Origin of the sequence: Streptococcus oralis (assembly GCF_021497945.1) — a bacterium.
Taxonomy (GTDB): Bacteria; Bacillota; Bacilli; order Lactobacillales; family Streptococcaceae; genus Streptococcus; species Streptococcus oralis_BR.
Genome location: NZ_CP046524.1, coordinates 1,528,248 through 1,552,571 on the forward strand (window position 1 = coordinate 1,528,248; position 24,324 = coordinate 1,552,571).

Here is a 24,324-nt window from a genome sequence, read left to right on the forward strand (position 1 = left end):
CGAATTTGGGGGATTTTTTCAATCATCCATCAGACCAAAAACGAGGCTAGACTTTGACATCCTTTCTCTTTTTCCACCGTTTTTTGAACAAGATATCAAAGAGAAGCAAAGCTAGAGAAAGAATAACCGACACAAGGAGGTACCTTATCCATAGAGGAGCATTCGAGATAAATGGTGTATCCCTTAAGAGGCCATAATTTCCACCAGTCACCTGATTAACCCCAACTAGAAAGAGATTGAGAACGAAAGTATAGACTACGATCATATATTTCTTGAGCAAACTCTTGTCATAGTGATTCATCAAGTAGACCAAGGAATTCACCAAAAGGGCATAGTGCCCAATCAAAAATGAAAAACTGGTGATATGGGGAAAGTCATAGGGGTCAAAAACGGGGTAAACCAAGGCAAAGACCGCTCCACTAGCCCCTAAAAGAGCAAAATACTGCTTGCTCTGCCATTTATCGGGCAAGAAAACCACCGCAAACATAGCCAAACGGCAATGATAAAAAGGGAGACTATTAGAAAACGGAATCCCAAAACCAACATACCAACTATAAAGAGCTAGTAACTGGAGGATCTGAATCCCCTTAAACAAGTAGACAAAACGTGGATTCTTGTGATAAGCAAGTGCCCCATAAATACAAAGCACTAAGACAAGCATCATAACCCCATACCAAAAAAGTGAAATGGGAGGAGGGTCTGTCTGAGTTCTGGTGATAAATTGATGGAACATGTTTCTATCCTAACTCTTATTTTTTCTTTTTTCTAGTTTAACCATTATAGCGAATTAAAAACGATTTTTCAATTTCTATTTCTTTTCAGTTTGGCTCCCTTATTTATAGGAAAATATGGTAAAATAGAACAGACTAAAAATCATCATTTCACGAAAGGATGTAAGATGAAAATTACGCAAGAAGAGGTAACGCACGTTGCCAATCTTTCAAAATTAAGATTCTCTGAAGAAGAAACTGCCGCCTTTGCGACCACCTTATCTAAAATTGTTGACATGGTTGAATTGCTGGGCGAAGTCGACACAACTGGTGTCGCACCTACTACGACCATGGCAGACCGCAAGACCGTACTCCGCCCGGATGTGGCTGAAGAAGGAACAGACCGTGACCGCTTGTTTAAAAACGTACCTGAAAAAGAAAACTACTATATCAAGGTACCAGCTATCCTAGATGATGGAGGAGATGCCTAATGACTTTTAATAACAAAACGATTGAAGACTTGCACAACCTCCTTGTCTCTAAGGAAATTTCTGCAACTGAATTGACCCAAGCAACTCTTGAAGATATCCAGTCTCGCGAGAAAGCTATCAACGCTTTTGTAACCATCGCTGAGGAGCAAGCCCTTGCACAAGCTAAGGCTATTGATGAAGCTGGAATTGACGCGGACAATGTCCTTTCAGGAATTCCATTGGCTGTTAAGGATAATATCTCTACAGACGGTATCCTCACAACTGCAGCCTCAAAAATGCTCTACAACTACGAGCCTATCTTTGATGCGACAGCCGTTGCCAATGCCAAAGCCAAGGGCATGATTGTCGTTGGGAAAACCAACATGGACGAGTTTGCCATGGGTGGTTCAGGTGAGACTTCTCACTACGGTGCGACTAAAAATGCTTGGGACCACAGCAAGGTTCCTGGTGGATCATCAAGTGGTTCTGCTGCTTCTGTAGCTTCAGGCCAAGTTCGCTTGTCACTTGGTTCTGATACTGGTGGTTCCATCCGCCAACCTGCTGCCTTTAACGGGATCGTTGGTCTCAAACCAACCTACGGAACGATTTCACGTTTCGGTCTCATTGCTTTCGGTAGCTCACTAGATCAAATCGGACCTTTCGCACCAACTGTTACAGAAAATGCCCTCTTGCTCAATGCGATTGCCAGCGAAGATGCCAAAGACTCGACTTCTGCTCCTGTCCGCATTGCCGACTTTACTTCAAAAATCGGGCATGATATCAAGGGCATGAAAATCGCTTTGCCTAAGGAATACCTCGGTGAAGGAATTGACCCAGAAGTTAAAGAAACCATCATCAACGCAGCCAAACACTTTGAGAAACTTGGGGCTATCGTTGAAGAAGTGAGTCTTCCTCACTCTAAATACGGTGTTGCCGTTTACTACATCATTGCTTCATCAGAAGCATCCTCAAACCTGCAACGCTTTGACGGTATCCGTTACGGCTACCGCGCAGAAGATGCAAGCAACCTTGATGACATCTATGTAAATAGCCGTAGTCAAGGTTTCGGTGAAGAAGTGAAACGCCGTATCATGCTAGGTACTTTCAGTCTATCATCAGGTTACTACGATGCCTACTACAAGAAAGCTGGACAAGTCCGTACCCTCATCATTCAAGATTTCGAAAAAGTCTTTGCGGATTACGACTTGATTTTGGGACCAACTGCTCCTAGTGTTGCCTACGACCTGGATTCACTAAACCACGACCCAGTTGCTATGTACTTGGCTGACCTTTTGACCATCCCTGTCAACTTGGCAGGTCTTCCAGGGATTTCTATTCCTGCTGGATTTGCTCAAGGTCTACCTGTTGGCCTCCAATTGATCGGTCCTAAATACTCAGAAGAAACCATTTACCAAGCTGCTGCTGCCTTTGAAGCAACAACAGACTACCACAAACAACAACCCGTGATTTTTGGAGGTGACAACTAATGAACTTTGAAACAGTCATTGGACTTGAAGTCCACGTTGAGCTCAACACCAATTCAAAAATCTTCTCACCTACATCTGCCCACTTCGGAAATGACCAAAACGCCAACACTAACGTAATTGACTGGTCTTTCCCAGGAGTACTACCAGTTCTCAACAAGGGTGTCGTAGATGCCGGTATCAAGGCAGCTCTTGCCCTCAACATGGACATCCACAAAAAGATGCACTTTGACCGCAAGAACTACTTCTACCCTGATAATCCAAAAGCCTATCAAATTTCTCAGTTTGATGAGCCAATCGGTTATAACGGCTGGATTGAAGTAGAACTAGAAGACGGTACGACTAAGAAAATCGGTATCGAACGTGCTCACCTAGAAGAAGATGCTGGTAAGAACACCCACGGTACAGATGGCTACTCTTATGTTGACCTCAATCGTCAAGGGGTGCCATTGATTGAGATTGTATCTGAAGCGGACATGCGTTCCCCAGAAGAAGCCTATGCTTATCTAACTGCTCTCAAGGAAGTTATCCAGTACGCTGGTATTTCTGACGTTAAGATGGAAGAAGGTTCCATGCGTGTGGATGCCAACATTTCTCTTCGCCCTTATGGTCAAGAGAAATTCGGTACCAAGACTGAGTTGAAAAACCTCAACTCCTTCTCTAACGTCCGTAAGGGGCTTGAATACGAAGTCCAACGACAAGCTGAAATCCTTCGCTCAGGTGGTCAAATTCGCCAAGAAACACGCCGTTACGATGAAGCCAACAAAGCAACCATCCTCATGCGTGTCAAAGAAGGTGCTGCAGACTACCGCTACTTCCCAGAACCAGACCTACCACTCTTTGAAATCTCAGATGAGTGGATTGAGGAAATGCGCACAGAATTGCCAGAGTTTCCAAAAGAACGCCGTGCGCGCTACGTATCTGATCTTGGCTTGTCAGACTACGATGCTAGCCAGTTGACTGCAAACAAAGTCACTTCTGACTTCTTTGAAAAAGCTGTTGCCCTCGGTGGCGATGCCAAACAAGTTTCTAACTGGCTCCAAGGTGAAGTCGCTCAATTCTTGAACGCCGAAGGTAAAACACTAGAACAAATCGAATTAACACCAGAAAACTTGGTAGAAATGATTGCCATCATCGAAGACGGCACAATCTCTTCTAAGATTGCCAAGAAAGTCTTTGTCCACCTAGCTAAAAATGGTGGTGGCGCGCGTGAATACGTGGAAAAAGCAGGCTTGGTGCAAATCTCTGATCCAGATGTTCTGATTCCAATCATCCACCAAGTCTTTGCGGATAACGAAGCTGCCGTTGCCGACTTCAAGTCAGGTAAACGCAACGCAGACAAGGCCTTCACAGGATTCCTTATGAAGGCAACCAAAGGCCAAGCCAACCCACAAGTTGCCCTTAAACTCCTTGCACAGGAATTGGCGAAGTTGAAAGAAAGTGAGTAATTTACTCTTTATACACTTTTTTCTACTTTTAAGACGAGAATGAGACAAGGAGAATAAATGAACAAATTTTTACGATTGCTATTTGTCTTAGTCATCATCGCTATGTTAGGCGCTTCTATACTACAAATTTTCTTTCCATCGTACATGGGAAGCCACTCCGGGTACGGAATATCTGCTGGTTGGCAACGAGAAATTGGAATATGGAATTTAGCTGTATTGATTATTATTCTCGCTGTCAATATTAAATACGATTGGTTTTATCTACGAATCGTACTTTTTGCTCTCATTCTTGGCGGGATTGGAATAGGAACAAATCACTTACTCAATTATATGGAGTATCACTCTCCTGTAAATGCTATCGGTGCTTTTGAGAATTACTTGCTAGCGATGGGGTGGATTATAGGGTGGCTCATCGAACGCCATTTCATAAAGAAGCTAAATGCTAGTAAATCTTAGATGATTTTTAAAGGTTATCAAATAATTTAATAATTATTCGAGTTATGAAATCAACCTTTTCAATAGTCTCAATGCCAATCAAAAACCCTTCAACGAACTCGCTAAACAAAAGGTCAACAAGGTTGGGACAGGCCTCTACGAGATTGAAGCAACCAGTATCTTGCTTGAAGACCTCAGCTATGACCAAGAAAGTCTTTGTCCATCTGGCTAAAAATGGCGGTGGCGCGCGTGAATACGTGGAAAAAGCAGGCTTAAAGTTGAAAGAAAACTAGACAGGACAAAACCAGCCCTAAGGTTGGTTTTTTCTTCTCTACCAACTCCCAATAACTATTTTGGCTTTATTTCCAGAGTATTTTATGGTAGAATGAAGAGTAATAATATTTATTAAAGAGGTAAAAACATGATTGAAGCAAGTAAATTAAAAGCTGGTATGACCTTTGAAACAGCTGACGGCAAATTGATTCGCGTTTTGGAAGCTAGTCACCACAAACCAGGTAAAGGAAACACGATCATGCGTATGAAATTGCGTGATGTCCGTACTGGTTCTACATTTGACACAAGCTACCGTCCAGAGGAAAAATTTGAACAAGCTATTATCGAGACTGTCCCAGCTCAATACTTGTACAAAATGGATGACACAGCCTACTTCATGAATACAGAAACTTACGACCAGTACGAAATCCCTGTAGTCAATGTTGAAAACGAATTGCTTTACATCCTTGAAAACTCTGATGTGAAGATCCAATTCTACGGAACTGAAGTGATTGGTGTCACCGTTCCTACTACTGTTGAATTGACAGTTGCAGAAACTCAACCATCTATCAAAGGTGCTACTGTTACAGGTTCTGGTAAACCAGCAACGATGGAAACTGGACTTGTCGTAAACGTTCCAGACTTCATCGAAGCAGGACAAAAACTCGTTATCAACACTGCAGAAGGAACTTACGTTTCTCGTGCCTAATCTCTAGAAAGAGGTCATTCTATGGGAATTGAAGAACAACTTGGCGAAATCGTTATCGCCCCACGTGTACTTGAAAAAATCATTGCCATCGCAACTGCTAAAGTTGAAGGTGTCCACTCTTTTTCAAACAAATCAGTATCTGACACCCTTTCAAAACTTTCTCTTGGTCGAGGCGTTTATCTAAAAGAAGCTGATGAAGAACTTACAGCTGATATCTACCTCTACCTTGAGTACGGTGTCAAAGTACCAAAAGTCGCTATGGCAATCCAAAAAGCTGTCAAAGATGCTGTCCGCAACATGGCTGACGTAGAACTTTCTGCTGTGAATATCCACGTTGCTGGTATCGTTCCAGATAAAACACCAAAACCTGAATTAAAAGACTTGTTTGATGAGGATTTCCTCAATGACTAGTCCACTATTAGAATCTAGGCGTGAGCTCCGTAAGTGTGCCTTTCAAGCTCTTATGAGTCTTGAGTTTAGTACAGACACCGAAACTGCTTGTCGTTTCGCCTATACACACGATCGTGAAGATACTGATGTGCAACTTCCAACCTTTTTGACAGAGCTCGTTTCTGGTGTTCAAGCTAAAAAGGAAGAACTAGATAAGCAAATCACACAGCATTTAAAAGCAGGTTGGACCATCGAGCGTTTAACACTCGTGGAGAGAAACCTCCTTCGTTTGGGAGTCTTTGAAATCACTTCATTTGACACCCCTCAGTTGGTTGCTGTTAATGAAGCTATCGAACTTGCAAAGGACTTCTCAGATCAAAAATCTGCTCGTTTTATCAATGGACTGCTCAGCCAGTTTGTAACAGAAGAACAGTAAAAAGAAAAGAGTGTTTGACAAATATCAAACACTCTTTTCTTTGCCTCCACTATCTAAAAAAATGATAATAGATATAATTGTAAACAAAAATCCAGATAGGTTTTGCATGATTGAGAAAGTTAAAAAAACTATGGCAGAGAATCGTTAATCTCAGATTGTCGGTAGAACGATAAACAAGGGCGAAAAAGAGACCAATAAGACTATAATATAATAAACTAATTGGGTCTCTGTGAGATAGTATCAAATGACTAAGCCCAAAGATAAGGCCTGATAAGATGACATCTAAATAGTACTTTGACTTAGGAAAGAAGGTATTCATAAAATACCCTCTATCAAGAGTCTCCTCAAAAACAGGGCCGATGATTACAGGCAGGACAAAAGATAAGATAGTCGATAAAAAAGTTGGTTGTCCATTTGAAAGAACCACGGTAAAATACTCATCATGAATATTCCTATGATTAATCAAATGAGCATAGCGTGCCCAAAAATTACCGAGAATCTGATAAACCACATAAGTTGCAAATAAGTAGAAGACAAATGACCAGTTCCAGCTCTTTTTCTCAAAGATAAAGAGCATCTTTTGCTTTTTTAACCACCAAATTAATAGAAGGCAAATTCCTACTAATCCTATTGTTAAAATAAGGGAATAGACATCAGCACCTAACCCTAAAATGATTGCCACATACAATCCAATTGTTTGTGGTAAATAGGTAGATAGTAAAATAATAAGCAAAAATATTCCAAATTGTCTTAGTTTCTTTGTGTTTCTCATCGTACTTTTCTTGAAAGATTATCCTGCTCGGAAGCCGTACTTCCAAGCATCTCTATAAGAATTAAGTGCCCCTTGCCCCATATAGGGAGCAAATTCTCTATAATATAACCATCTACCATATCCATCTTCCCAAACAGCAAGACCACCTGAGATTTGGTCTAAGTCTTCTGACGAAAGAACTGTGAATGTTTCTGTACCTGTCATATCAAGTACCTCCTTAAAAATATATTGTTGTAAGCTTACATCTACAGTATACTTCTTTTTTATCTATTTTATTAGTCTTCTCCTCAACTATCAATTTTTCAACCTGAATGGTAGCTTTACTCATTGAAAAACAAGAGATTGTTAAAAAAGATTTCTCTACCTTCCTCTCAAATTAGAAAAAGTGTTTGACAAATATCAAACACTTTTTTTGCTACCCACTATCTAAAAAAATGATAATAGATATAATTGTAAACAAAAATCCAGATTGGTTTTGCATAAATGAGAAAGTTGAAAAAACTATGGCACAGGATGGTAATTTTTAAGTTCTTTGTCCAACGGTAGACAAGGGCATAGAAGAAACCGCCTAAACTATAAATAATCAAACTGATAGGATCTCGGTGAGTTAGGATCAAATGACTAAGTCCAAAGATAAGAGCAGATAGGATAACATCCAGATAGTACTTGGACTGGGGGAAAAAGGTATTCATAAAATACCCTCTATGAATCAGTTCCTCTAATATAGGTGCGACGACTACTGTTAAACTAAAACTGAGAACAGTTGATAGAAAAGTTGGTTGCCCATTGGAGTATAGAATCGAAAGAAGGTCTTGAAAGATATACTTGTTATCAATTAAGTGATGAAACTGTAATTGAAAAGCATCCACCAATTGACGATCAAAATAAGTAGCCACTAGACCAACTACAAGGTAAAAGAATCTTGACTTCTTTGAACCCTTTTTTTCAAAAATATAGAGCATCTCTTTCTTTTTGAGCCAGTAGATAAATAATAGCAAAAGAGCTATTACTTCAACTGTTAAAAAGATAGAATAGCCATCTATCCCCCATCCTAAAAACTTAGTTAGATGCATAATCCCTAACTCTGGTAGATAAACCGATAAAAATACCAGTAAGATAAAGACTCCCAAATGCCCTAGTTTTTTCATACTTATCCCTTTAATTTATCAATAGGCAATACCATAAGCACGTCTAGTCGCATGATTCAGTATTGTACTCCACTCTGTCGCTAAACTATATGTATATGGCGAATCCCAATGTCTATCATCAACCAACCAAATCATGCCACCACCTGAAACTTGATCTAAGTCTTCAGATGGAAGAACTGTAAATGTTTCTGTACCTGTCATTGCAAGAACCTTCTTAAAATATTGTTGTAGGCTCACATCTACAGTATACTTCTTTTTTATCTATTTTATAGTCCATCTCCTCAACTGTCAATTTTTCAACCTGAATGGTATTTTCTATAAAAAAATGAGACCTTCCTAGTCTCATTTAGTCATTCTTAGTATTTTCTAAACCGTTGGTAACGTTCTTCGAGGAGCTGTTCCAAGGCTAAGCCTTGCAAGCGTTCAAGCTCTGCACGCAATTCATTTTTAACGCATCCTAGCAGTTCTTTACTTGACAGCCCTGCCTCTGAGATTACCTTGTCTACAATTCCCATTTCTAGAAGTTCATGTGAAGTGATTTTCATCAATTCCGCTGCTTCCATAGCACGACTTCCATCCTTCCAAAGGATAGAGGCAAAGCCTTCTGGACTGAGCACGGCATAGATTGAATTTTCCAGCATCCAGACACGGTCAGCCACGGCTAATGCTAATGCACCTCCAGACCCTCCTTCACCGATAATAATGGCGATGATTGGAACCTTAAGGTCACTCATTTCCATCAGGTTTCGGGCGATTGCTTCACCTTGTCCACGTTCCTCGGCACCAACACCTGGGTAAGCACCCGCCGTATTGATAAAGGTCACAACTGGACGGCCAAACTTTTCTGCCTGTTTCATCAGGCGCAAGGCCTTACGATAGCCTTCTGGATGTGGTTGCCCGAAATTCCGTTTGAGGTTATCATGAAGACTTTTTCCCTTTTGGATACCAACGACAGTTACTGCCTGTTCACCTAACCAGCCAATTCCACCGATGACCGCACCATCATCGCGGAAAGAGCGATCTCCATGCAATTCGATAAACTCGTCAAAGATTCCATTGGCAAAATCAAGTGCAGTCAAGCGACTCTGCTCGCGTGCCTCTCTGACTATTTTTGCAATATTCATCCGCGACTTCCTCCATGCAATCTCACTAATTTAGCAATTGTTTCAGGCAATTCTCTCCGTTTGACAATTGCATCCACAAATCCATGTTCAAGCAGGAACTCTGCCTTTTGGAAGTCATCCGGCAAGGTCTCACGAACTGTATTTTCGATAACACGACGCCCTGCAAAACCAACCAAACTCTGGGGTTCTGCTAGGATAATGTCACCCTCCATGGCAAAGGAAGCAGTTACTCCACCTGTTGTCGGATCCGTCAAAATAGTTAGGTAAAAAAGGCCTGCCTTGGAATGACGTTGAACTGCCGCAGAAATCTTAGCCATCTGCATCAAGCTCATAATCCCTTCTTGCATACGGGCACCGCCAGAAGCTGTAAAAAGTACAACTGGCAACTTTTCAACTGTCGCATATTCAAACAAGCGCGTGATTTTTTCACCCACAACGGTTCCCATCGACGCCATGATAAAGTTGGAATCCATGATCCCAAGAGCAACTTTTTGCCCCTTAATGCTAGCTGTACCAGTCAGGACAGCTTCATCCAGTCCTGTTTTTTCACGCATGCTAGCCAGTTTTTTCTGGTAACCAGGAAAGTTCAAGGGATCTTGAGTTTCAATTCCTGTAAACATCTCCACAAAGCTATCAGAATCAACTGTTAGAGCCAAGCGCTCTTGGGCTGAAATACGGAAAGTATAGCTACAATGGGGACAAATGCGCTCACTCCCAAGGTCCTTTTGATAAATGGTGTGTTTACATCCAGGACACTTGGAGAAGAGTTCATCAGGCACCTCCGGCTTGGCTTGTGGTGCCTGCCTTACGGATCGATTAGGATTGATCCGAATATACTTATCCTTTTTACTAAATAGAGCCATAACTCCCCCTTTTAGTTCTCATACTCTTTGAAAGTCTATTCTTTTTCTTGGTATTTTGGCAAGAAAGTTTCCATCAAGAAGGAAGTATCGTAGTCACCAGCGATAACTCGGCGGTCTGAAATCAGATCCAACTGGAAGTCTGCATTGGTTTGCACTCCTTCAATATCAAGTTCATAAAGTGCCCGTTGCATCTTCATCAAGGCATCAAAACGATTCTCCCCATGAACAATGATTTTGGCAATCATACTATCATAGTAAGGGGGAATGGTATAACCTGGATAAACTGCTGAGTCCACGCGCAAGCCAACTCCACCACTTGGTAGATAGAGATTGGTAATTTTCCCTGGACTTGGAGCAAAGTTAAATGCTGGATTTTCTGCATTGATCCGGCACTCGATAGCATGACCTCGTAGGACGATATCTTCTTGTTTGAAAGGTAAAGGTTGCCCGGCCGCAATGCGAATCTGTTCCTTCACAATATCAACACCTGAAACAAACTCTGTGACTGGGTGTTCAACTTGCACACGAGTATTCATTTCCATGAAGTAGAAATTGCCACTCGCTTCATCGAGAAGAAATTCAATCGTACCTGCATTTTCATAGCCTACAGACTCTGCTGCACGAACGGCTGCAGCACCAATTTCATTACGAAGGGTTTTGCCAATCGCAATGGATGGGCTTTCTTCTAAGACCTTTTGGTTATTTCGTTGAAGAGAACAGTCCCGTTCTCCTAGATGGACAACATGACCCTCTTGGTCAGCAAGGATTTGGACCTCGATATGACGAGCTGGATAAATCACACGCTCAAGATACATAGCGCCATTCCCAAAATTGGCCTTGGCTTCACTGGATGCTGTCTCAAAGGCTGCGACCAAGTCTTCTGCCTTTTCAACCTTACGAATCCCTTTTCCACCACCACCTGCCGATGCCTTAAGCATGACTGGATAGCCAATTTTTTCTGCAATCGCAAGGGACTCTTCAGCTGTATGAACTTCACCATCAGATCCTGGGATAACTGGAACTCCAGCCTTGATCATTTGCTCACGCGCATTGATCTTATCTCCCATGGTATCCATTACAGCCCCAGAAGGACCGATGAACTTAATCCCCACTTCATCACACATCGTGGCAAACTTGGAATTTTCGCTAAGAAAACCAAAACCTGGGTGGATGGCTTCTGCTTCTGTCAAAACTGCAGCAGATAAAATCGCATTGATATTGAGATAAGATTCTGTCGCCTTACCAGGTCCGATACAGATAGCTTCATCCGCTAGGAGTGTGTGAATGGCTTCCTTATCAGCAGTTGAATAAACTGCTACGGTTGCAATGCCCAACTCACGCGCAGCTCGAATAATGCGAACCGCAATCTCACCACGGTTGGCAATTAAAATTTTACGAAACATGGAGAACCTCCTTAGTTTCCAATTGCAAAAGTAAGAGTACCACTCGCTGCAAGCTTGCCATCCACTTCAGCCTTTGCTTCAACCACGGCAATGGTACCACGACGTTTGACAAAAGTAGCCGTCATGACTAATTGATCACCTGGTACAACTTGCTTCTTAAACTTGACCTTGTCCATGCCAGCGTAAAAGACCAGCTTTCCTTTGTTTTCAGGCTTAGACAATTCCAAGACACCCGCAGTCTGTGCCAAAGCTTCCATGATAAGAACACCTGGCATAACTGGGTATTGTGGAAAATGACCATTGAAGAAAGGTTCGTTTATCGTGACATTTTTAATGGCAACAATAGTATCTTCGCTCACTTCCAAGACACGGTCCACTAGAAGCATAGGGTAGCGATGGGGTAGAGCTTCTTTAATTCCTTGAATATCGATCATTTGATACGTACCAATCCTTTACCAAACTCAACCATTTCTTCATTTGAAACGAGAATTTCTGTCACCACACCATCCTTAGGCGCTGGGATTTCATTCATGACTTTCATGGCTTCGATGATCACCAAAGTCTGACCTTTTTTAACACTGTCTCCGACTGTGACGAAGGCAGGTTTATCTGGTCCAGCGGCCAAGTAAGCTACCCCTACAAGAGGACTCTCAACGATATCACCCTCTGGAGCAACCGTCGTTTCAGCTGGTGCTGGTGCTTCTTCCACAGATCTCTCTACTGGAGTTGAAGTGTCAGAAACTACTGGACTTGCAGCTACTGGAGTTGGCACTGGAGCAACTTGAGCTGGTGCTTCAGAAGCCATTCTTGCTTCATTCTTACTAAACTGCAATTCGTCCGTTCCATTTTTATAAGAAAATTCTCTCAAACTTGATTGGTCAAATTGAGCCATCAAGTCCTTGATTTCATTTAAATTCATAATTATTTATTCTCCCAACGTTTGAAAGCAAGAACCGCATTGTGTCCACCAAAACCAAAAGTGTTTGAAATAGCATAAGGGATTTCTTGCTCCAAGCCTTGTCCATAAACGACATTCGCTTCGATATAGTCTGACAACTCGCTTGTTCCAGCTGTCATTGGTACATAGTTATGACGCATGGCTTCGATGGTAGCGATGGCTTCTACTGCCCCTGCAGCACCAAGCAAGTGTCCTGTGAAGGACTTAGTTGAAGATACAGGTACTTCTTTACCAAGAACAGCTACAATTGCACCACTTTCTCCTTTTTCATTAGCAGGAGTTGAAGTTCCGTGGGCGTTGACGTAAGCCACTTGCTCTGGAGAAATTTCTGCTTCTTCCAAAGCCAACTTCATAGCCTTGATTGCACCTTGACCTTCTGGATGAGGTGAAGTCATATGGTAAGCATCACAGGTATTTCCATAACCAACTACTTCAGCCAAGATGGTCGCCCCACGTTTTTCAGCGTGTTCAAGACTTTCAAGAACCAGCATTCCTGAACCTTCTCCCATCACAAATCCGTTACGATCTTTGTCAAATGGGATAGAAGCACGAGTTGGATCCTCTGTAGTTGATAGAGCTGTCAACGCTTGGAAACCAGCGATGGCAAAAGGAGTGATAGATGATTCTGATCCACCAACTAACATGACATCTTGGAAACCAAACTTGATAGAACGGAAGGCATCTCCGATAGCATCATTTGATGAGGCACAGGCTGTATTGATTGATTTACAGATACCGTTTGCTCCGAAACGCATGGCAACATTTCCTGAAGCCATATTTGGCAAGGCTTTTGGAAGTGTCATTGGTTTAACACGTTTTGGGCCTTTGTCATGAAGACGGATAACCTGATCTTCGATTTCTTTGATACCTCCGATACCGGAAGCAACGATGACACCAAAGCGATCTTTATCTACCGTTTCTACATCAAGGTTGGCATGTGTCACTGCCTCTTGCGCTGCATACAAGGCATACAAAGAATAATCATCAAAACGGTTGGTATCTTTTTTGACAAAGTATTTATCAAATGGAAAATCTTGAATTTCAGCCGCATTGTGTACAGCAAATTCGCTGTGGTCAAACTTAGTGATTTCTCCAATCCCGATTTTCCCAGTTTGCAAACTGTTCCAAAATTCTTCTGGAGTATTTCCGATAGGAGAGGTCAATCCGTAACCTGTTACTACAACTCGATTTAGTTTCATCTGTCTTACCTATATCTTTCCTTATTTTTTACATGCTAAGTCCGCCATCAACAGCGAGAACTTGTCCAGTCAAATAATCCTGTCCAGCCAGGAACACTGTAGCATCTGCGATATGTTCTGCTTGACCAAAATGTTTCATTGGGATTTGGGCCAATGTCGCTTCCTTGACCTTATCAGACAAAACAGCAGTCATATCTGACTCGATCATTCCTGGTGCAAGAGCATTTACGCGTACGTTGCGATTGGCAACTTCACGTGCAACTGACTTGGTAAAACCAATCAAACCTGCTTTAGAAGCTGCATAGTTGGCTTGTCCGATATTTCCCATCAAACCGACCACACTCGACATATTGATAATCGCACCTTCACGCGCCTTGATCATCTGTTTCAAGACTGCTTGCGTCATGTTGAAGGCACCTGTCAAGTTGATCTTAATCACTTTTTCAAAGTCTTCTTCGGTCATCTTGAGCATGAGCGTATCTTGAGTAATCCCAGCATTGTTAACCAAGACATCGACAGAACCGAGTTCTGCAATCGCTTGATCTACCATACGCTTGGCATCTGCAAAGTCTGAAACATCACCTGAGATCGGGACTACTTTGACACCATAGTTTGAAAACTCATCCAGTAATTCTTCTGAGATTGCTCCTCGACTATTCAAAACTACATTAGCGCCTAGTTGGGCAAATTTGTGAGCAATGGCAAGTCCGATACCACGACTTGAACCTGTTACAAAGACATTTTTGTTTGTAAGTTGCATTCTATTTCTCCTGTTTCCTGTTGTATTTTGTGGGAGAAGGGATCATTAGTTTCCTAACAAAGCATCCAAGCTTGCTTGGTCTTCAACGTTAGCTAGCTTAGCTGATTTATCAATCTTTTTGACAAATCCTGATAGGACTTTCCCTGGACCAATTTCAATAAAATTGGTCACACCAGCATCCTGCATCACAGCAATACTTTCATAAAAACGAACAGGTTCTTTCACCTGACGCGTCAAGAGCTCTTGGATTCGATCTTTTTCCATAACAGTAGCTTCCGTATTGCCGACTAGAGGGCAAGTAAAATCAGAGAAACTCACTCCCTCAAGAGCTCCAGCTAGTTGCTGACTGGCTGGCTCAAGAAGGGCTGTATGGAAAGGACCAGATACATTTAAAGAAATCAATCGTTTTGCTCCTGCTTCCTGCAAGAGTTCAACTGCGCGGTCAACCGCAGCCACCTCACCACCGATAACGATTTGGCTTGGGGTGTTGTAGTTAGCTGGAGTCACTACTCCAACTTTAGAGGCTGTTTCACAAGCTTCCTCAATCACTTCAACTGGAGTATTAAGAACGGCAACCATCTTTCCAGAACCTGCAGGTGCAGCCTCTTCCATATAAGCACCACGCTTAGCAACCAATGCAACTGCCTCTTCAAAGTCCAAGGCGCCACTTGCTACAAGAGCAGAATATTCCCCAAGGGATAATCCTGCTACCATATCCGGCTGGTAACCCTTTTCTTTCAATAGTCGGTAAATAGCAACAGAAGTTGCTAAAATAGCTGGTTGCGTATAGCGAGTCTGGTTTAACTTGGTTTCTTCCTTATCAATCAAGTCACGAAGGTCATAACCCAAAACCTGACTGGCTTGGTCAATTGTTTCCTTGACAATAGGATAGCGATCATAGAGATCACGCCCCATCCCTAGATACTGAGCACCTTGACCTGCAAATAGAAAGGCTGTTTTAGTCATTTCTTACAACTCCTGCCCAACGAGAGGCTTCTTCTTGAATTTTTTTAGCTGCGCCATAGTATAAATCTTTTAGGATTTCTTCAACAGTTTCCTCTTTAGAAACCAAACCAGCGATCTGACCTGCCATGACAGATCCACCTTCTACATCTCCATGAACAACGGCTTTAGCAAGAGCACCAGCTCCCATTTGTTCAAAGATTTCTAAATCTGGATTTTCTTGTTTAAAGGCATCTTTTTCAGCCTGCTCAAAGTCACGTGTCAACTGATTTTTAATGGCACGAACAGCATGTCCAAAGTGTTGAGCTGAAATAGTCGTATCGATATCACGCGCTTTTAAGATTTTTTCCTTGTATTTTGGATGGGCGTTAGATTCCTTAGCTACTACGAAACGCGTACCGACTTGAACGGCCTCAGCACCAAGCATAAAGCCTGCAGCGACACCTTCACCGTCCGCAATTCCTCCAGCTGCGATAACTGGAATCGAAACAGCTGCAGCAACCTGACGAACCAAGGTCATCGTTGTTAGTTTCCCAATATGTCCACCAGCTTCCATTCCCTCTGCAATAACCGCATCTGCACCAATTTTTTCCATGCGTTTTGCCAAAGCAACACTAGGAACAACAGGAATAACTGTAATGCCTGCATCATGGAAACGAGTCATGTATTTACTTGGATTTCCTGCACCAGTTGTAACCACCTTGACCCCTTCTTCGATCACGAGATCAACGATGTCTTCTACAAATGGAGACAGGAGCATAATGTTAACACCAAAAGGTTTATCCGTAAGTGATTTGATTTTATCGATATTAGCCTTTACGACCTCTTTAGGTGCATTTCCACCACCGATGATCCCTAGACCACCAGCTTTTGATACCGCACCAGCCAAGTCACCATCCGCAACCCAGGCCATGCCTCCTTGAAAAATAGGATAATCAATGTTCAATAATTCTGTAATACGTGTTTTCATAGTGCCTCCATCATTCCTTGCTTACGTAATAGTTCGATGAGTTTATCATTTGAGTCTCAAACTATTACCTAAACAAGAGGGAGCGGGTCTCCCCTACTCCTTCTAGTAATATGTTAATTATTTTGTTTGCTCTTCAACGTAGGCAACCAAGTCACCAACTGTCTTCAAGTTATCTTCTGCTTCGATTTGGATATCAAAAGCATCTTCAATTTCAGAGATTACTTGGAACAAGTCCAATGAATCTGCATCCAAATCATCAAAAGTAGATTCAAGTGTTACTTCTGATGCGTCTTTCCCAAGTTCTTCAACGATAATTTCTTGTACTTTTTCAAATACTGCCATGATAGGACTCCTTTAAAATATAAAAAATTTATAACTATGTGTTTACCACATGATTACCTAGATTGTAAGAATGAGTGTGCCCCATGTCAAACCTCCACCGAAGCCTGATAGGAGAATCGTCTGGCTACCATCTAAACGAATCAAGCCATTCTCCACACACTCTGAGAGCAAAATCGGGATACTTGCTGCACTGGTATTTCCATACTCCATCATATTGGCAGGAAGCTTGTCTCGGTCTACACCGATTTTCTTAGCCATCTTATCCAAAATGCGGATATTTGCCTGATGAAGCAAGAGATAATCCAATTCCGATGCTACGATTGGACCATTTTCAATGGTTTCTTTGATTGATCTAGCAACATCACGATTTGCAAAATCAAAAACTGCTCGTCCATCCATTTTCAAAAAAGCAGGAACTGCTTCTTGATCTGAGAAGGGCGAAGCCAAAGCCGTTTGACCATAGGTCAAACACTCGCTCCGAGAGCCATCTGTATAGAGACTTTCCACGAGGAAGTGTCGTGTATCACCCGCTTCTAAGAGAACTCCACCAGCACCATCCCCAAAGAGAACGGCTGTCGAACGATCAGACCAATCAACTGCCTTGGATAAGGTCTCAGCCCCGATAACAATCCCTTTTTTGAACTGTCCAGAACTTAAAAATTTTTCAGCAGTTGAGAGAGCGAATACAAAGCCACTGCAAGCTGCTGTAAGATCAAAGGCAAAAGCTCTATGCGCTCCGATATTTGCCTGAACCCGAGCTGCCGTAGAAGGCATCATCGAATCTGGAGTAATCGTCGCTACAATGATAAAATCAATCTGGTCCGCTGTTAAGCTCCCTTTATCCAGTAAGCTCTTAGCAACTTCTGTCGCCAAGTCACTTGTAGACTCCGTTTTTGAGATATGTCTCTGTTTAATTCCTGTCCGACTTGAAATCCACTCATCGCTTGTATCCATGATTTGAGCCAAGTCATGATTAGTGACCACTTGCTCTGGGACATAATGAGCAACTTGGCTTATTTTAGCAAAGGCCATTATTTCAAATCCTCCAAAAATTGATAAAGGTTCGTCAAGCCTCTGCCCATGACTTTCTTTTCCTCAGGACTCATGCCGTCAATAATTCTTTCGACCATAGCCTTGTGGAATCGTTTGTGAAGGCGGTGAAGCAAACGACCTTTCTTTGTCAAATGCAGATAGACCACACGACGGTCTTGGTCAGAACGAATACGCTCAATGTAACCCTTTCTTTCTAGGTTATTCAAGCTCGTCGTAACTGTTCCCAGGGTCACCATCAGTTCTTTGGAAACCTTACTAGGCGTCGCCTCAGGAAACTTCCCAATCACATCAATCGTGTGCATTTCTTTGATGGAGATGTCTTTGAATCGACTACCTCGTAAGCTAACCTCCTCAACCACAAGGACGTTATTGAAAATAGATGTTAAATAATCATTTACTTGTTGGTAGTCCAAACTTTTTCCCTCCTCCTCAAAAAACTTTCACAATCAAAACATTTGACAGAAAAAGTATAACAAACTTCAAAGATTTGTGCAAGTATTTTTTTATTTTCCTGAAAATTTTGGTCTTCTTCTTTCAGAATGTGCTCGAACCCCTTCTTTAAAATCTTCAGTTAAAGATAAAGATTCCTGCAGTTTCAATTCCAATTCGGCATAATCTTGCCAATCTTTAAATTGACTTTCCCAAACTAACTTTTTAATCGCTGCGTATGAGTTTGCTGAACCTCGTCTTAATTTTTTCAGAACTTGTTCTCTTGTTTTTTCTAATTTATCAGCTTCACAAACACGGTAAACCACGCCCCATTCTAGCGCTTTTTCCGCAGTTAAGGCTTCTCCTGTCATGGCAAGTTGTGCAGCCCGTGTTACCCCGATGCTACGACTCAAGAGATGAATCCCACCAGCATCTGGCGCCAAGCCAACTCCTACAAAGGCTTGGATGAATTTTGCCTTGTCAGTCGCCAAACAAAAATCAACTGCTACTGCCATATTTGCTGCAGCACCAGCAACCGCTCCATCTACCTCCATCAAGACAGGCTTAGGAATTTGCTTGATTTTAAAAGAAATTGTATTGACTAATTCTGCAATCTTATTCAAAGAAGGGATATCATCTTCGTCTACTGCTCGTTTCATCTCAACCAAGTCTCCCCCAACTGAAAAGACCTTCCCATTAGCATTAATCAAGATGAACTGCACAGCTTGATCCTGCTCTGCTAGAGTCAAAGCTTCTAAAATTTCCTCACACATTGGGATATGGAAACCATTTGCCACTTCGGGACGATTCAAAGTAATGATAGCAAGATCATCTACGATCTGATATAAGATATGATTCATAGCTTCTCCTTTTCTTTTATAAGGCAATAAAATTATTTTATCATCAAAGTATACCTTTTTTTGGATAAAGAGGCAAGGAAAAACTAAAGGAAAGTGTCTCAGCTGATTATTTCCCCACCGTTTATGAATGTAAATAAAATTTGACTCTCTTACTTTTAAACTGTTGTCGCTTTTCAGAATAAGTTAGCATTTACTTCTATTAAAATAGGGAGCTATTTTCTTCATTGAAAAAAGCCTCTCTTTCTGCTATAATCGTATAAAATACTTACTTGAGGAGTCCCTATGAAGGTTGTAAAATTTGGCGGAAGCTCTCTTGCCTCTGCTAGTCAGTTAGAAAAAGTTTTAAACATCGTTAAAAGCGATAAAGAGCGCCGTTTTGTGGTCGTTTCTGCACCGGGTAAACGCAACGCTGAAGATACTAAGGTTACCGACGCTTTGATCAAATACTATCGTGATTATGTAGCGGGAAATGATATCAGCAAGAGCCAAAACTGGATCATCGATCGCTATGCGGCTATGGTGAGCGAACTAGGCTTAAAACCATCAGTTCTAGAAAAAATTTCTAAAAGCATCCGTGCCTTAGCGACTCTTCCTATTGAGGAAAATGACTTTCTCTATGACACCTTCCTAGCGGCCGGAGAGAACAACAACGCCAAACTTATTGCAGCCTACTTTAACCAAAACGGAATCGATGCGCGCTATGTTCACCCTAGAGAAGCGGGAATTATCGTAACAAGCGAACCTGGAAATGCTCGCATCATTCCATCCAGTTATGACAAGATTGAAGGCTTGGCTGACAGCAACGAAGTCCTTGTTATTCCTGGTTTCTTTGGGGTCACTAAGGAAAATCAAATCTGTACCTTCTCCCGTGGTGGATCCGATATAACAGGTTCCATCATCGCTGCCGGTGTTAAGGCTGATCTCTATGAAAACTTTACTGACGTAGACGGTATCTTTGCTGCCCACCCTGGTATTATCCATCGACCACACTCCATTCCTGAATTAACCTACCGTGAAATGCGGGAATTGGCTTATGCAGGTTTCTCAGTCCTTCACGATGAAGCCCTACTCCCTGCCTACCGTGGAAAAATCCCTCTCGTTATCAAAAATACCAATAACCCTGACCATCCGGGTACTCGTATCGTTCTAAAGCATAGCAGTGATAAATTTCCAGTCGTTGGAATCGCTGGTGATTCTGGCTTTGTCAGCATCAACATGTCGAAATACCTTATGAACCGTGAAGTTGGATTTGGACGCAAGGTTCTGCAAATCCTTGAAGATCTTAACATCGGTTGGGAGCACATGCCAACTGGTATCGACGATCTTTCAATCATCCTTCGTTCCCGTGAATTGACTCCTATCAAGGAGGAAGAAATTCTGCGTCAGTTAGTTCAAAAAGCCGAAGTGGACCATGCTGAAATCGAACACGATCTTTCAATCATTATGATTGTCGGAGAAAAGATGAAGAGCCACATTGGTGTAACAGCTACTGCAACACGCGCTCTATCTGAAAACAAGATCAACATCCAGATGATGTCCCAAGGCTCAAGTGAAGTTTCCATCATGTTTGTTGTCAATAAAGAGCAAGAAAAGGCAGCTATCAAGGCTCTCTACCACGCCTTTTTCGATGAAAGTAAGGAAGATTAATCATGGCCCAATCACTAAATAAAGTCATTGACCTACAAACCACTGGAACATCCTATCTTTCCATCTCGGGAAAAGTCGGAAAATTTCTAGTTGGGGATCAAGCCTTAGAGTTTTATCCTGATGTCAATGTCGAACAATATATCCAAATCCCTTGGTCAAGTATTCAGCAAATTGGAGCCAACGTAACTGGTCGCAAAATCAGTCGCCACTTTGAAGTCTTCACTGATCAAGGAAAATTCCTCTTTGCTTCCAAAGACTCTGGAGCTATTCTCAAAATCGCTCGGGAAAAACTTGGCAATGACAAGGTTGTGAAACTTCCGACTCTGCTCCAGACCATTGGACAAAAATTTAAAAATCTATTTGCAAAAAAGTAGAAACTTTAGTATAATCATAGCAACGGATAAGTAAGTTATCTCCTTCTTTCAGAAAGTCTGCGGGTGCTGCGAGCAGATAGGAGGGATAGGTGAAATTCTACCGTTAGTAACAATTACATATACAATCAAGTGCACACCTGTGAAGTTGGATGGAACCGTGGCCCTGCCACTCCAACACTTTGTCAGGTGTGCTTTTTTCATAAAGGAGTTCTTATGTTAGATATCAAACGTATTCGTACAGACTTTGATGCTGTCGCAGAAAAATTGGCTACACGTGGTGTAGATCCTGCTGTCTTAAACGAGATGAAAGAAATCGATGCTAAACGTCGTGACATCTTGGTCAAGGTTGAAAACCTTAAGGCAGAACGCAACACGGTTTCTGCTGAGATTGCCCAATCTAAGCGCAATAAGGAAAATGCCGATGACAAGATTGCTGCAATGCAAACCCTATCTGCTGAAGTCAAAGTCTTGGATGCTGAATTGGCGGACATTGATGCGAAATTGACAGAATTTACCACTACTCTTCCAAACATCCCAGCTGACAGCGTTCCTGTTGGAGCTGATGAGGATGACAACGTTGAAGTTCGCCGTTGGGGAACTCCGCGCGAGTTTGACTTTGAACCAAAAGCTCACTGGGATCTGGGTGAAGACCTCGGTATCCTTGACTGGGAACGTGGTGGAAAAGTGACGGGTGCTCGTTTCCTTTTCTATAAAGGTCTTGGCGCTCGTTTGGAACGTGCCATCTATAACTTTATGTTGGATGAGCATGGCAAGGAAGGCTATACGGAAGTCATCACACCTTACATGGTTAACCACGATTCTATGTTTGGTACTGGTCAATATCCAAAATTCAAGGAAGATACTTTTGAATTGAAAGACACCAACTATGTCCTTATTCCAACGGCTGAGGTGCCCCTCACAAACTACTACCGTGATGAAATCCTTGACGGTAAAGACCTGCCAATCTACTTCACTGCTATGAGTCCATCTTTCCGTTCTGAGGCTGGTTCAGCTGGTCGTGATACACGTGGCTTGATCCGTTTGCACCAATTCCACAAGGTTGAAATGGTCAAATTTGCCAAACCAGAAGAATCTTACGAAGAATTGGAAAAAATGACAGCCAACGCTGAAAATATTCTTCAAAAACTCAACCTTCCATACCGTGTGGTCGCGCTCTCTACTGGGGACATGGGCTTCTCAGCTGCTAAGACTTACGACTTGGAAGTTTGGATTCCAGCCCAAAATACCTATCGTGAAATCTCAAGTTGTTCAAATACAGAAGATTTCCAAGCTCGTCGTGCTCAAATCCGTTACCGCGATGAAGCCGATGGCAAGGTGAAACTCCTTCACACCTTGAACGGTTCTGGACTTGCAGTTGGACGTACAGTGGCTGCAATTCTTGAAAACTACCAAAATGAAGATGGTTCTGTGACCATTCCTGAAGTTCTTCGTCCATACATGGGTGGTGCTGAAGTTATCAAACCATAAAAAATAAGGTTTAGCTAGATAATAGCTAGACCTTTTTTCGTAACCAAATCAGATAACCAACCAAGACAAAGAATAAAATAGTGAGGCATATAACAGTTTCAGCAAACACCAGATAATCCAGAAATGGAAGTCTCAAAATTCCCTGAGCCATCTTGAGCGAAGTAGCTGTGATAATGGTTGGAAAAGTGAGGGCTGAAAAGGCTGGTTGAAAGCCTTGTTTTAAAATATTAGGCAAGCGAGTCAAAACGAAGATGAAAAATGATTGAGAGACAAGCATCAACAGCAACAAGGCCCAGGTCGGAAGAGTGATTCCACCGATGCGCACCAGAGCTGCTAAGAGCAAAGAAAAAGGAGCGCAGTAGATTCCTTCTTGCCCTAGTAGGGCTGGAGTCAATGGTTTTTTCTTTAGATCACTGTAAATCAACGGATAGAGAAAACAAGTAGCTAGAAAGCCGAAAGTCACCGTTATGTAGGCAATCTGAATCAGGCCAACGACTGGATAGGTCAAGGCTGCCACTGCTATTCCCACATAAAGTACTGTCCAGCTTGGTGTTGCACTAGCTCTTTCCTCCACTCCAAGAAAGCGACAAGAAAAATAAGCAATCAAAGCAAAATCCAAGATAAAGGAAAACCACCACAAAAGCTGGGCTAGGATAGGCATAGACGGCACTAGTCGCAAGATATATGTTGAGAAAATCATCCCCGCCATGGGAAAGGTAGCCATCCCAGATAAGAGAGGAGCTTTGCTCAATTCTCGCTTGGTTTCAGACCAATTTCTTAGATGAAGAAGGAGAAAGAAAATCCATAAGACCAACCCAGTCAAACTAAATAAGTGCGAAAGAACAGGCCAAGTATCCGCAATCAGGTTTCCTGCACCTGCCAAACCTAACAAACAACCAGAAAATACCAAGGGGAGTTTTTTCATGGCAACCTCCGTTAATCATATTATTATCAGTATAGCATAAAAACCCTTAAAATAGCATAGAAAAATGAAGACTGGATTGCTCAGCCTTCATTTTTTTCTTTATGATTCGAACTAGGCATAGGGTTGCAATTCTGGGTTAATAGGCGTATTAGCCAGGTTGTTGGCATAGTTGCAGAGGCTAGCAAGACTAACACCGAGAACCACATCCAAGGCATTTTGTTGTGTGTAGCCAGCTTCCAAAAATTCAGCCAAGGCTTCATCTCCCACGCGCCCTTTGGTATTGATGACCGCCAAGGTAAACTTAGCTAGAGTATCTAGTTTTGGATCTGTTTCAATCGGAGTGCGGTTGCGAAGGGCTTGAAGAAGGTCATCATTCATCTGGATTTGTTTGATGGAAAAGGCTGTGTGACCTGCGACGCAGAAAGCACAACCATTGGTTACAGCAGCTGTGATTTGCACTACTTCGCGTTCCACTGGTGTTAAGCTATTTCGACGGTTGATGGCTCCGACAGTTCGGTAGGCTTCAAGCGCGGTAGGGGCATTGGCCAAGAGACCGATTAGGTTGGGAATATAGCCATTGTTGTCTTTTTGTACTGTTTCAAGAACTTCTTTCACTTCTGCTGGTGCTGATTCTACTGTGTGGATGGTAAATGTTGTCATAAGAAACCTCTTTTCATTTTATTGTCATTTA

30 protein-coding genes and 2 pseudogenes are annotated in these 24,324 nt (G+C 42.2%); 12 read left to right on the plus strand and 20 right to left on the minus strand.

Features of this window, described 5'->3' with window-relative positions; genetic code table 11:
• Positions 1-46: 46 nt before the first annotated feature.
• The gene (locus GOM47_RS07735) at positions 47-733 is read right to left on the minus strand and encodes a TIGR02206 family membrane protein (RefSeq protein ID WP_235080421.1); all 687 of its coding nucleotides are present in this window, start codon (positions 731-733) and stop codon (positions 47-49) included.
• Positions 734-898: 165 nt separating this feature from the next.
• On the opposite strand from GOM47_RS07735, the gene gatC reads away from it, so the two are divergent.
• From gatC to nusB, 9 genes and pseudogenes are all read left to right on the plus strand, one after another.
• Positions 899-1,201 carry an Asp-tRNA(Asn)/Glu-tRNA(Gln) amidotransferase subunit GatC gene (gene gatC, locus GOM47_RS07740; RefSeq protein WP_000705420.1) on the plus strand — a complete coding sequence of 101 codons (303 nt, stop codon included), beginning with the start codon at positions 899-901 and terminating at the stop codon, positions 1,199-1,201.
• Complete coding sequence (gatA, locus tag GOM47_RS07745; RefSeq protein WP_235080422.1) at positions 1,201-2,667, plus strand: Asp-tRNA(Asn)/Glu-tRNA(Gln) amidotransferase subunit GatA; 1,467 nt, start codon at positions 1,201-1,203, stop codon at positions 2,665-2,667. The genes gatC and gatA overlap by 1 nt, the downstream gene beginning before the upstream one ends.
• Positions 2,667-4,112 carry an Asp-tRNA(Asn)/Glu-tRNA(Gln) amidotransferase subunit GatB gene (gene gatB, locus GOM47_RS07750; RefSeq protein ID WP_001008649.1) on the plus strand — a complete coding sequence of 482 codons (1,446 nt, stop codon included), beginning with the start codon at positions 2,667-2,669 and terminating at the stop codon, positions 4,110-4,112. The genes gatA and gatB overlap by 1 nt, the downstream gene beginning before the upstream one ends.
• Positions 4,113-4,169: 57 nt before the next feature.
• A complete protein-coding gene (locus tag GOM47_RS07755) occupies positions 4,170-4,568 on the plus strand; it encodes a hypothetical protein (protein ID WP_235080423.1) in 399 nt (132 codons plus the stop codon).
• A gap of 64 nt (positions 4,569-4,632) precedes the next feature.
• Positions 4,633-4,764 (plus strand): annotated as a pseudogene (locus tag GOM47_RS09690) (SPFH domain-containing protein); the annotation flags it as partial.
• Positions 4,739-4,822: pseudogene (locus GOM47_RS07760) on the plus strand (glutamyl-tRNA amidotransferase); the annotation flags it as partial. The pseudogenes GOM47_RS09690 and GOM47_RS07760, both read left to right, overlap by 26 nt.
• A 146-nt stretch (positions 4,823-4,968) precedes the next feature.
• Complete coding sequence (efp, locus tag GOM47_RS07765) at positions 4,969-5,529, plus strand: elongation factor P (RefSeq protein WP_000568640.1); 561 nt, start codon at positions 4,969-4,971, stop codon at positions 5,527-5,529.
• A 21-nt stretch (positions 5,530-5,550) separates the two neighbouring features.
• Positions 5,551-5,940, plus strand: a complete 390-nt coding sequence (locus GOM47_RS07770) for an Asp23/Gls24 family envelope stress response protein (RefSeq protein ID WP_235080424.1) — start codon at positions 5,551-5,553, stop codon at positions 5,938-5,940.
• Positions 5,933-6,355 (plus strand): transcription antitermination factor NusB, encoded by a 423-nt coding sequence (gene nusB / locus GOM47_RS07775; RefSeq protein WP_235080425.1) that lies wholly within the window; start codon positions 5,933-5,935, stop codon positions 6,353-6,355. The genes GOM47_RS07770 and nusB overlap by 8 nt, the downstream gene beginning before the upstream one ends.
• A gap of 49 nt (positions 6,356-6,404) precedes the next feature.
• On the opposite strand, the gene GOM47_RS07780 is transcribed toward nusB, so the two are convergent.
• The 17 genes from GOM47_RS07780 to GOM47_RS07860 form a co-directional block, all read right to left on the minus strand.
• Positions 6,405-7,127 carry a CPBP family intramembrane glutamic endopeptidase gene (locus GOM47_RS07780; protein ID WP_235080426.1) on the minus strand — a complete coding sequence of 241 codons (723 nt, stop codon included), beginning with the start codon at positions 7,125-7,127 and terminating at the stop codon, positions 6,405-6,407.
• Between the two features lie 18 nt (positions 7,128-7,145).
• A complete protein-coding gene (gene briC / locus GOM47_RS07785; protein ID WP_235080427.1) occupies positions 7,146-7,331 on the minus strand; it encodes a biofilm-regulating peptide BriC in 186 nt (61 codons plus the stop codon).
• A gap of 218 nt (positions 7,332-7,549) precedes the next feature.
• Positions 7,550-8,275, minus strand: a complete 726-nt coding sequence (locus GOM47_RS07790) for a CPBP family intramembrane glutamic endopeptidase (protein WP_235080428.1) — start codon at positions 8,273-8,275, stop codon at positions 7,550-7,552.
• Between the two features lie 18 nt (positions 8,276-8,293).
• A complete protein-coding gene (locus GOM47_RS07795) occupies positions 8,294-8,476 on the minus strand; it encodes a hypothetical protein (RefSeq protein WP_049536703.1) in 183 nt (60 codons plus the stop codon).
• A 155-nt stretch (positions 8,477-8,631) separates the two neighbouring features.
• Complete coding sequence (locus GOM47_RS07800) at positions 8,632-9,399, minus strand: acetyl-CoA carboxylase carboxyl transferase subunit alpha (protein WP_235080429.1); 768 nt, start codon at positions 9,397-9,399, stop codon at positions 8,632-8,634.
• The gene (gene accD / locus GOM47_RS07805; RefSeq protein ID WP_235080430.1) at positions 9,396-10,262 is read right to left on the minus strand and encodes an acetyl-CoA carboxylase, carboxyltransferase subunit beta; all 867 of its coding nucleotides are present in this window, start codon (positions 10,260-10,262) and stop codon (positions 9,396-9,398) included. The genes GOM47_RS07800 and accD overlap by 4 nt, the downstream gene beginning before the upstream one ends.
• Positions 10,263-10,297: 35 nt before the next feature.
• A complete protein-coding gene (gene accC / locus GOM47_RS07810; protein WP_235080431.1) occupies positions 10,298-11,665 on the minus strand; it encodes an acetyl-CoA carboxylase biotin carboxylase subunit in 1,368 nt (455 codons plus the stop codon).
• An 11-nt stretch (positions 11,666-11,676) separates the two neighbouring features.
• Positions 11,677-12,099 (minus strand): 3-hydroxyacyl-ACP dehydratase FabZ, encoded by a 423-nt coding sequence (gene fabZ / locus GOM47_RS07815; protein WP_000565515.1) that lies wholly within the window; start codon positions 12,097-12,099, stop codon positions 11,677-11,679.
• Positions 12,096-12,584 (minus strand): acetyl-CoA carboxylase biotin carboxyl carrier protein, encoded by a 489-nt coding sequence (gene accB / locus GOM47_RS07820; protein ID WP_235080432.1) that lies wholly within the window; start codon positions 12,582-12,584, stop codon positions 12,096-12,098. The genes fabZ and accB overlap by 4 nt, the downstream gene beginning before the upstream one ends.
• A gap of 2 nt (positions 12,585-12,586) precedes the next feature.
• On the minus strand, positions 12,587-13,822 hold the full coding sequence (gene fabF / locus GOM47_RS07825) for a beta-ketoacyl-ACP synthase II (RefSeq protein WP_235080433.1): 1,236 nt from the start codon (positions 13,820-13,822) through the stop codon (positions 12,587-12,589).
• A 28-nt stretch (positions 13,823-13,850) separates the two neighbouring features.
• On the minus strand, positions 13,851-14,582 hold the full coding sequence (gene fabG / locus GOM47_RS07830) for a 3-oxoacyl-[acyl-carrier-protein] reductase (RefSeq protein ID WP_235080434.1): 732 nt from the start codon (positions 14,580-14,582) through the stop codon (positions 13,851-13,853).
• Between the two features lie 45 nt (positions 14,583-14,627).
• A complete protein-coding gene (fabD, locus tag GOM47_RS07835; protein WP_235080435.1) occupies positions 14,628-15,548 on the minus strand; it encodes an ACP S-malonyltransferase in 921 nt (306 codons plus the stop codon).
• On the minus strand, positions 15,541-16,515 hold the full coding sequence (gene fabK / locus GOM47_RS07840) for an enoyl-[acyl-carrier-protein] reductase FabK (protein WP_000857452.1): 975 nt from the start codon (positions 16,513-16,515) through the stop codon (positions 15,541-15,543). Before fabK ends, fabD begins: the two co-directional genes overlap by 8 nt.
• A gap of 117 nt (positions 16,516-16,632) precedes the next feature.
• Positions 16,633-16,857: an acyl carrier protein gene (locus GOM47_RS07845; RefSeq protein WP_000257840.1), complete on the minus strand. Its 225-nt coding sequence runs from the start codon at positions 16,855-16,857 to the stop codon at positions 16,633-16,635.
• 57 nt (positions 16,858-16,914) lie between these two features.
• Entirely contained in the window at positions 16,915-17,889 is a 975-nt protein-coding gene (locus GOM47_RS07850; protein WP_235080436.1) for a beta-ketoacyl-ACP synthase III, read from the minus strand.
• Positions 17,889-18,323 carry a MarR family winged helix-turn-helix transcriptional regulator gene (locus GOM47_RS07855; protein ID WP_235080437.1) on the minus strand — a complete coding sequence of 145 codons (435 nt, stop codon included), beginning with the start codon at positions 18,321-18,323 and terminating at the stop codon, positions 17,889-17,891. Before GOM47_RS07855 ends, GOM47_RS07850 begins: the two co-directional genes overlap by 1 nt.
• 90 nt (positions 18,324-18,413) lie before the next feature.
• Positions 18,414-19,199: an enoyl-CoA hydratase gene (locus GOM47_RS07860; protein WP_084872548.1), complete on the minus strand. Its 786-nt coding sequence runs from the start codon at positions 19,197-19,199 to the stop codon at positions 18,414-18,416.
• Between the two features lie 282 nt (positions 19,200-19,481).
• Here GOM47_RS07860 and GOM47_RS07865 point away from each other — a divergent pair, with 282 nt between their 5' ends.
• The 3 genes from GOM47_RS07865 (at position 19,482) to serS (ending at position 22,708) form a co-directional block, all read left to right on the plus strand.
• On the plus strand, positions 19,482-20,846 hold the full coding sequence (locus GOM47_RS07865) for an aspartate kinase (protein WP_235080438.1): 1,365 nt from the start codon (positions 19,482-19,484) through the stop codon (positions 20,844-20,846).
• Positions 20,847-20,848: 2 nt separating this feature from the next.
• The gene (locus GOM47_RS07870) at positions 20,849-21,220 is read left to right on the plus strand and encodes a DUF956 family protein (protein ID WP_000079371.1); all 372 of its coding nucleotides are present in this window, start codon (positions 20,849-20,851) and stop codon (positions 21,218-21,220) included.
• A gap of 213 nt (positions 21,221-21,433) precedes the next feature.
• On the plus strand, positions 21,434-22,708 hold the full coding sequence (gene serS, locus GOM47_RS07875; protein ID WP_235080439.1) for a serine--tRNA ligase: 1,275 nt from the start codon (positions 21,434-21,436) through the stop codon (positions 22,706-22,708).
• Positions 22,709-22,733: 25 nt separating this feature from the next.
• On the opposite strand, the gene GOM47_RS07880 is transcribed toward serS, so the two are convergent.
• Together GOM47_RS07880 and GOM47_RS07885 are read right to left on the minus strand one after the other, a co-directional pair.
• Entirely contained in the window at positions 22,734-23,633 is a 900-nt protein-coding gene (locus GOM47_RS07880; protein ID WP_235080440.1) for a TDT family transporter, read from the minus strand.
• 111 nt (positions 23,634-23,744) lie between these two features.
• The gene (locus GOM47_RS07885) at positions 23,745-24,293 is read right to left on the minus strand and encodes a carboxymuconolactone decarboxylase family protein (RefSeq protein WP_000206774.1); all 549 of its coding nucleotides are present in this window, start codon (positions 24,291-24,293) and stop codon (positions 23,745-23,747) included.
• Between the last annotated feature and the right edge of the window lie 31 nt (positions 24,294-24,324).

What these genes read in the sequence shown, in the direction of transcription:
- GOM47_RS07865 (WP_235080438.1), top strand. Translation starts at nt 19,482, where the DNA reads ATGAAGGTTGTAAAATTTGGCGGAAGCTCTCTTGCCTCTGCTAGTCAG.
- GOM47_RS07880 (WP_235080440.1), bottom strand. Translation starts at nt 23,633, where the DNA reads ATGAAAAAACTCCCCTTGGTATTTTCTGGTTGTTTGTTAGGTTTGGCA.
- gatB (WP_001008649.1), top strand. Translation starts at nt 2,667, where the DNA reads ATGAACTTTGAAACAGTCATTGGACTTGAAGTCCACGTTGAGCTCAAC.
- briC (WP_235080427.1), bottom strand. Translation starts at nt 7,331, where the DNA reads ATGACAGGTACAGAAACATTCACAGTTCTTTCGTCAGAAGACTTAGAC.
- GOM47_RS07780 (WP_235080426.1), bottom strand. Translation starts at nt 7,127, where the DNA reads ATGAGAAACACAAAGAAACTAAGACAATTTGGAATATTTTTGCTTATT.
- GOM47_RS07870 (WP_000079371.1), top strand. Translation starts at nt 20,849, where the DNA reads ATGGCCCAATCACTAAATAAAGTCATTGACCTACAAACCACTGGAACA.
- fabK (WP_000857452.1), bottom strand. Translation starts at nt 16,515, where the DNA reads ATGAAAACACGTATTACAGAATTATTGAACATTGATTATCCTATTTTT.
- accC (WP_235080431.1), bottom strand. Translation starts at nt 11,665, where the DNA reads ATGTTTCGTAAAATTTTAATTGCCAACCGTGGTGAGATTGCGGTTCGC.
- gatC (WP_000705420.1), top strand. Translation starts at nt 899, where the DNA reads ATGAAAATTACGCAAGAAGAGGTAACGCACGTTGCCAATCTTTCAAAA.
- GOM47_RS07850 (WP_235080436.1), bottom strand. Translation starts at nt 17,889, where the DNA reads ATGGCCTTTGCTAAAATAAGCCAAGTTGCTCATTATGTCCCAGAGCAA.
- fabG (WP_235080434.1), bottom strand. Translation starts at nt 14,582, where the DNA reads ATGCAACTTACAAACAAAAATGTCTTTGTAACAGGTTCAAGTCGTGGT.
- fabD (WP_235080435.1), bottom strand. Translation starts at nt 15,548, where the DNA reads ATGACTAAAACAGCCTTTCTATTTGCAGGTCAAGGTGCTCAGTATCTA.
- fabZ (WP_000565515.1), bottom strand. Translation starts at nt 12,099, where the DNA reads ATGATCGATATTCAAGGAATTAAAGAAGCTCTACCCCATCGCTACCCT.
- GOM47_RS07845 (WP_000257840.1), bottom strand. Translation starts at nt 16,857, where the DNA reads ATGGCAGTATTTGAAAAAGTACAAGAAATTATCGTTGAAGAACTTGGG.
- nusB (WP_235080425.1), top strand. Translation starts at nt 5,933, where the DNA reads ATGACTAGTCCACTATTAGAATCTAGGCGTGAGCTCCGTAAGTGTGCC.
- fabF (WP_235080433.1), bottom strand. Translation starts at nt 13,822, where the DNA reads ATGAAACTAAATCGAGTTGTAGTAACAGGTTACGGATTGACCTCTCCT.
- efp (WP_000568640.1), top strand. Translation starts at nt 4,969, where the DNA reads ATGATTGAAGCAAGTAAATTAAAAGCTGGTATGACCTTTGAAACAGCT.
- GOM47_RS07755 (WP_235080423.1), top strand. Translation starts at nt 4,170, where the DNA reads ATGAACAAATTTTTACGATTGCTATTTGTCTTAGTCATCATCGCTATG.
- GOM47_RS07735 (WP_235080421.1), bottom strand. Translation starts at nt 733, where the DNA reads ATGTTCCATCAATTTATCACCAGAACTCAGACAGACCCTCCTCCCATT.
- accD (WP_235080430.1), bottom strand. Translation starts at nt 10,262, where the DNA reads ATGGCTCTATTTAGTAAAAAGGATAAGTATATTCGGATCAATCCTAAT.
- GOM47_RS07860 (WP_084872548.1), bottom strand. Translation starts at nt 19,199, where the DNA reads ATGAATCATATCTTATATCAGATCGTAGATGATCTTGCTATCATTACT.
- GOM47_RS07885 (WP_000206774.1), bottom strand. Translation starts at nt 24,293, where the DNA reads ATGACAACATTTACCATCCACACAGTAGAATCAGCACCAGCAGAAGTG.
- GOM47_RS07795 (WP_049536703.1), bottom strand. Translation starts at nt 8,476, where the DNA reads ATGACAGGTACAGAAACATTTACAGTTCTTCCATCTGAAGACTTAGAT.
- gatA (WP_235080422.1), top strand. Translation starts at nt 1,201, where the DNA reads ATGACTTTTAATAACAAAACGATTGAAGACTTGCACAACCTCCTTGTC.
- GOM47_RS07770 (WP_235080424.1), top strand. Translation starts at nt 5,551, where the DNA reads ATGGGAATTGAAGAACAACTTGGCGAAATCGTTATCGCCCCACGTGTA.
- serS (WP_235080439.1), top strand. Translation starts at nt 21,434, where the DNA reads ATGTTAGATATCAAACGTATTCGTACAGACTTTGATGCTGTCGCAGAA.
- GOM47_RS07800 (WP_235080429.1), bottom strand. Translation starts at nt 9,399, where the DNA reads ATGAATATTGCAAAAATAGTCAGAGAGGCACGCGAGCAGAGTCGCTTG.
- accB (WP_235080432.1), bottom strand. Translation starts at nt 12,584, where the DNA reads ATGAATTTAAATGAAATCAAGGACTTGATGGCTCAATTTGACCAATCA.
- GOM47_RS07790 (WP_235080428.1), bottom strand. Translation starts at nt 8,275, where the DNA reads ATGAAAAAACTAGGGCATTTGGGAGTCTTTATCTTACTGGTATTTTTA.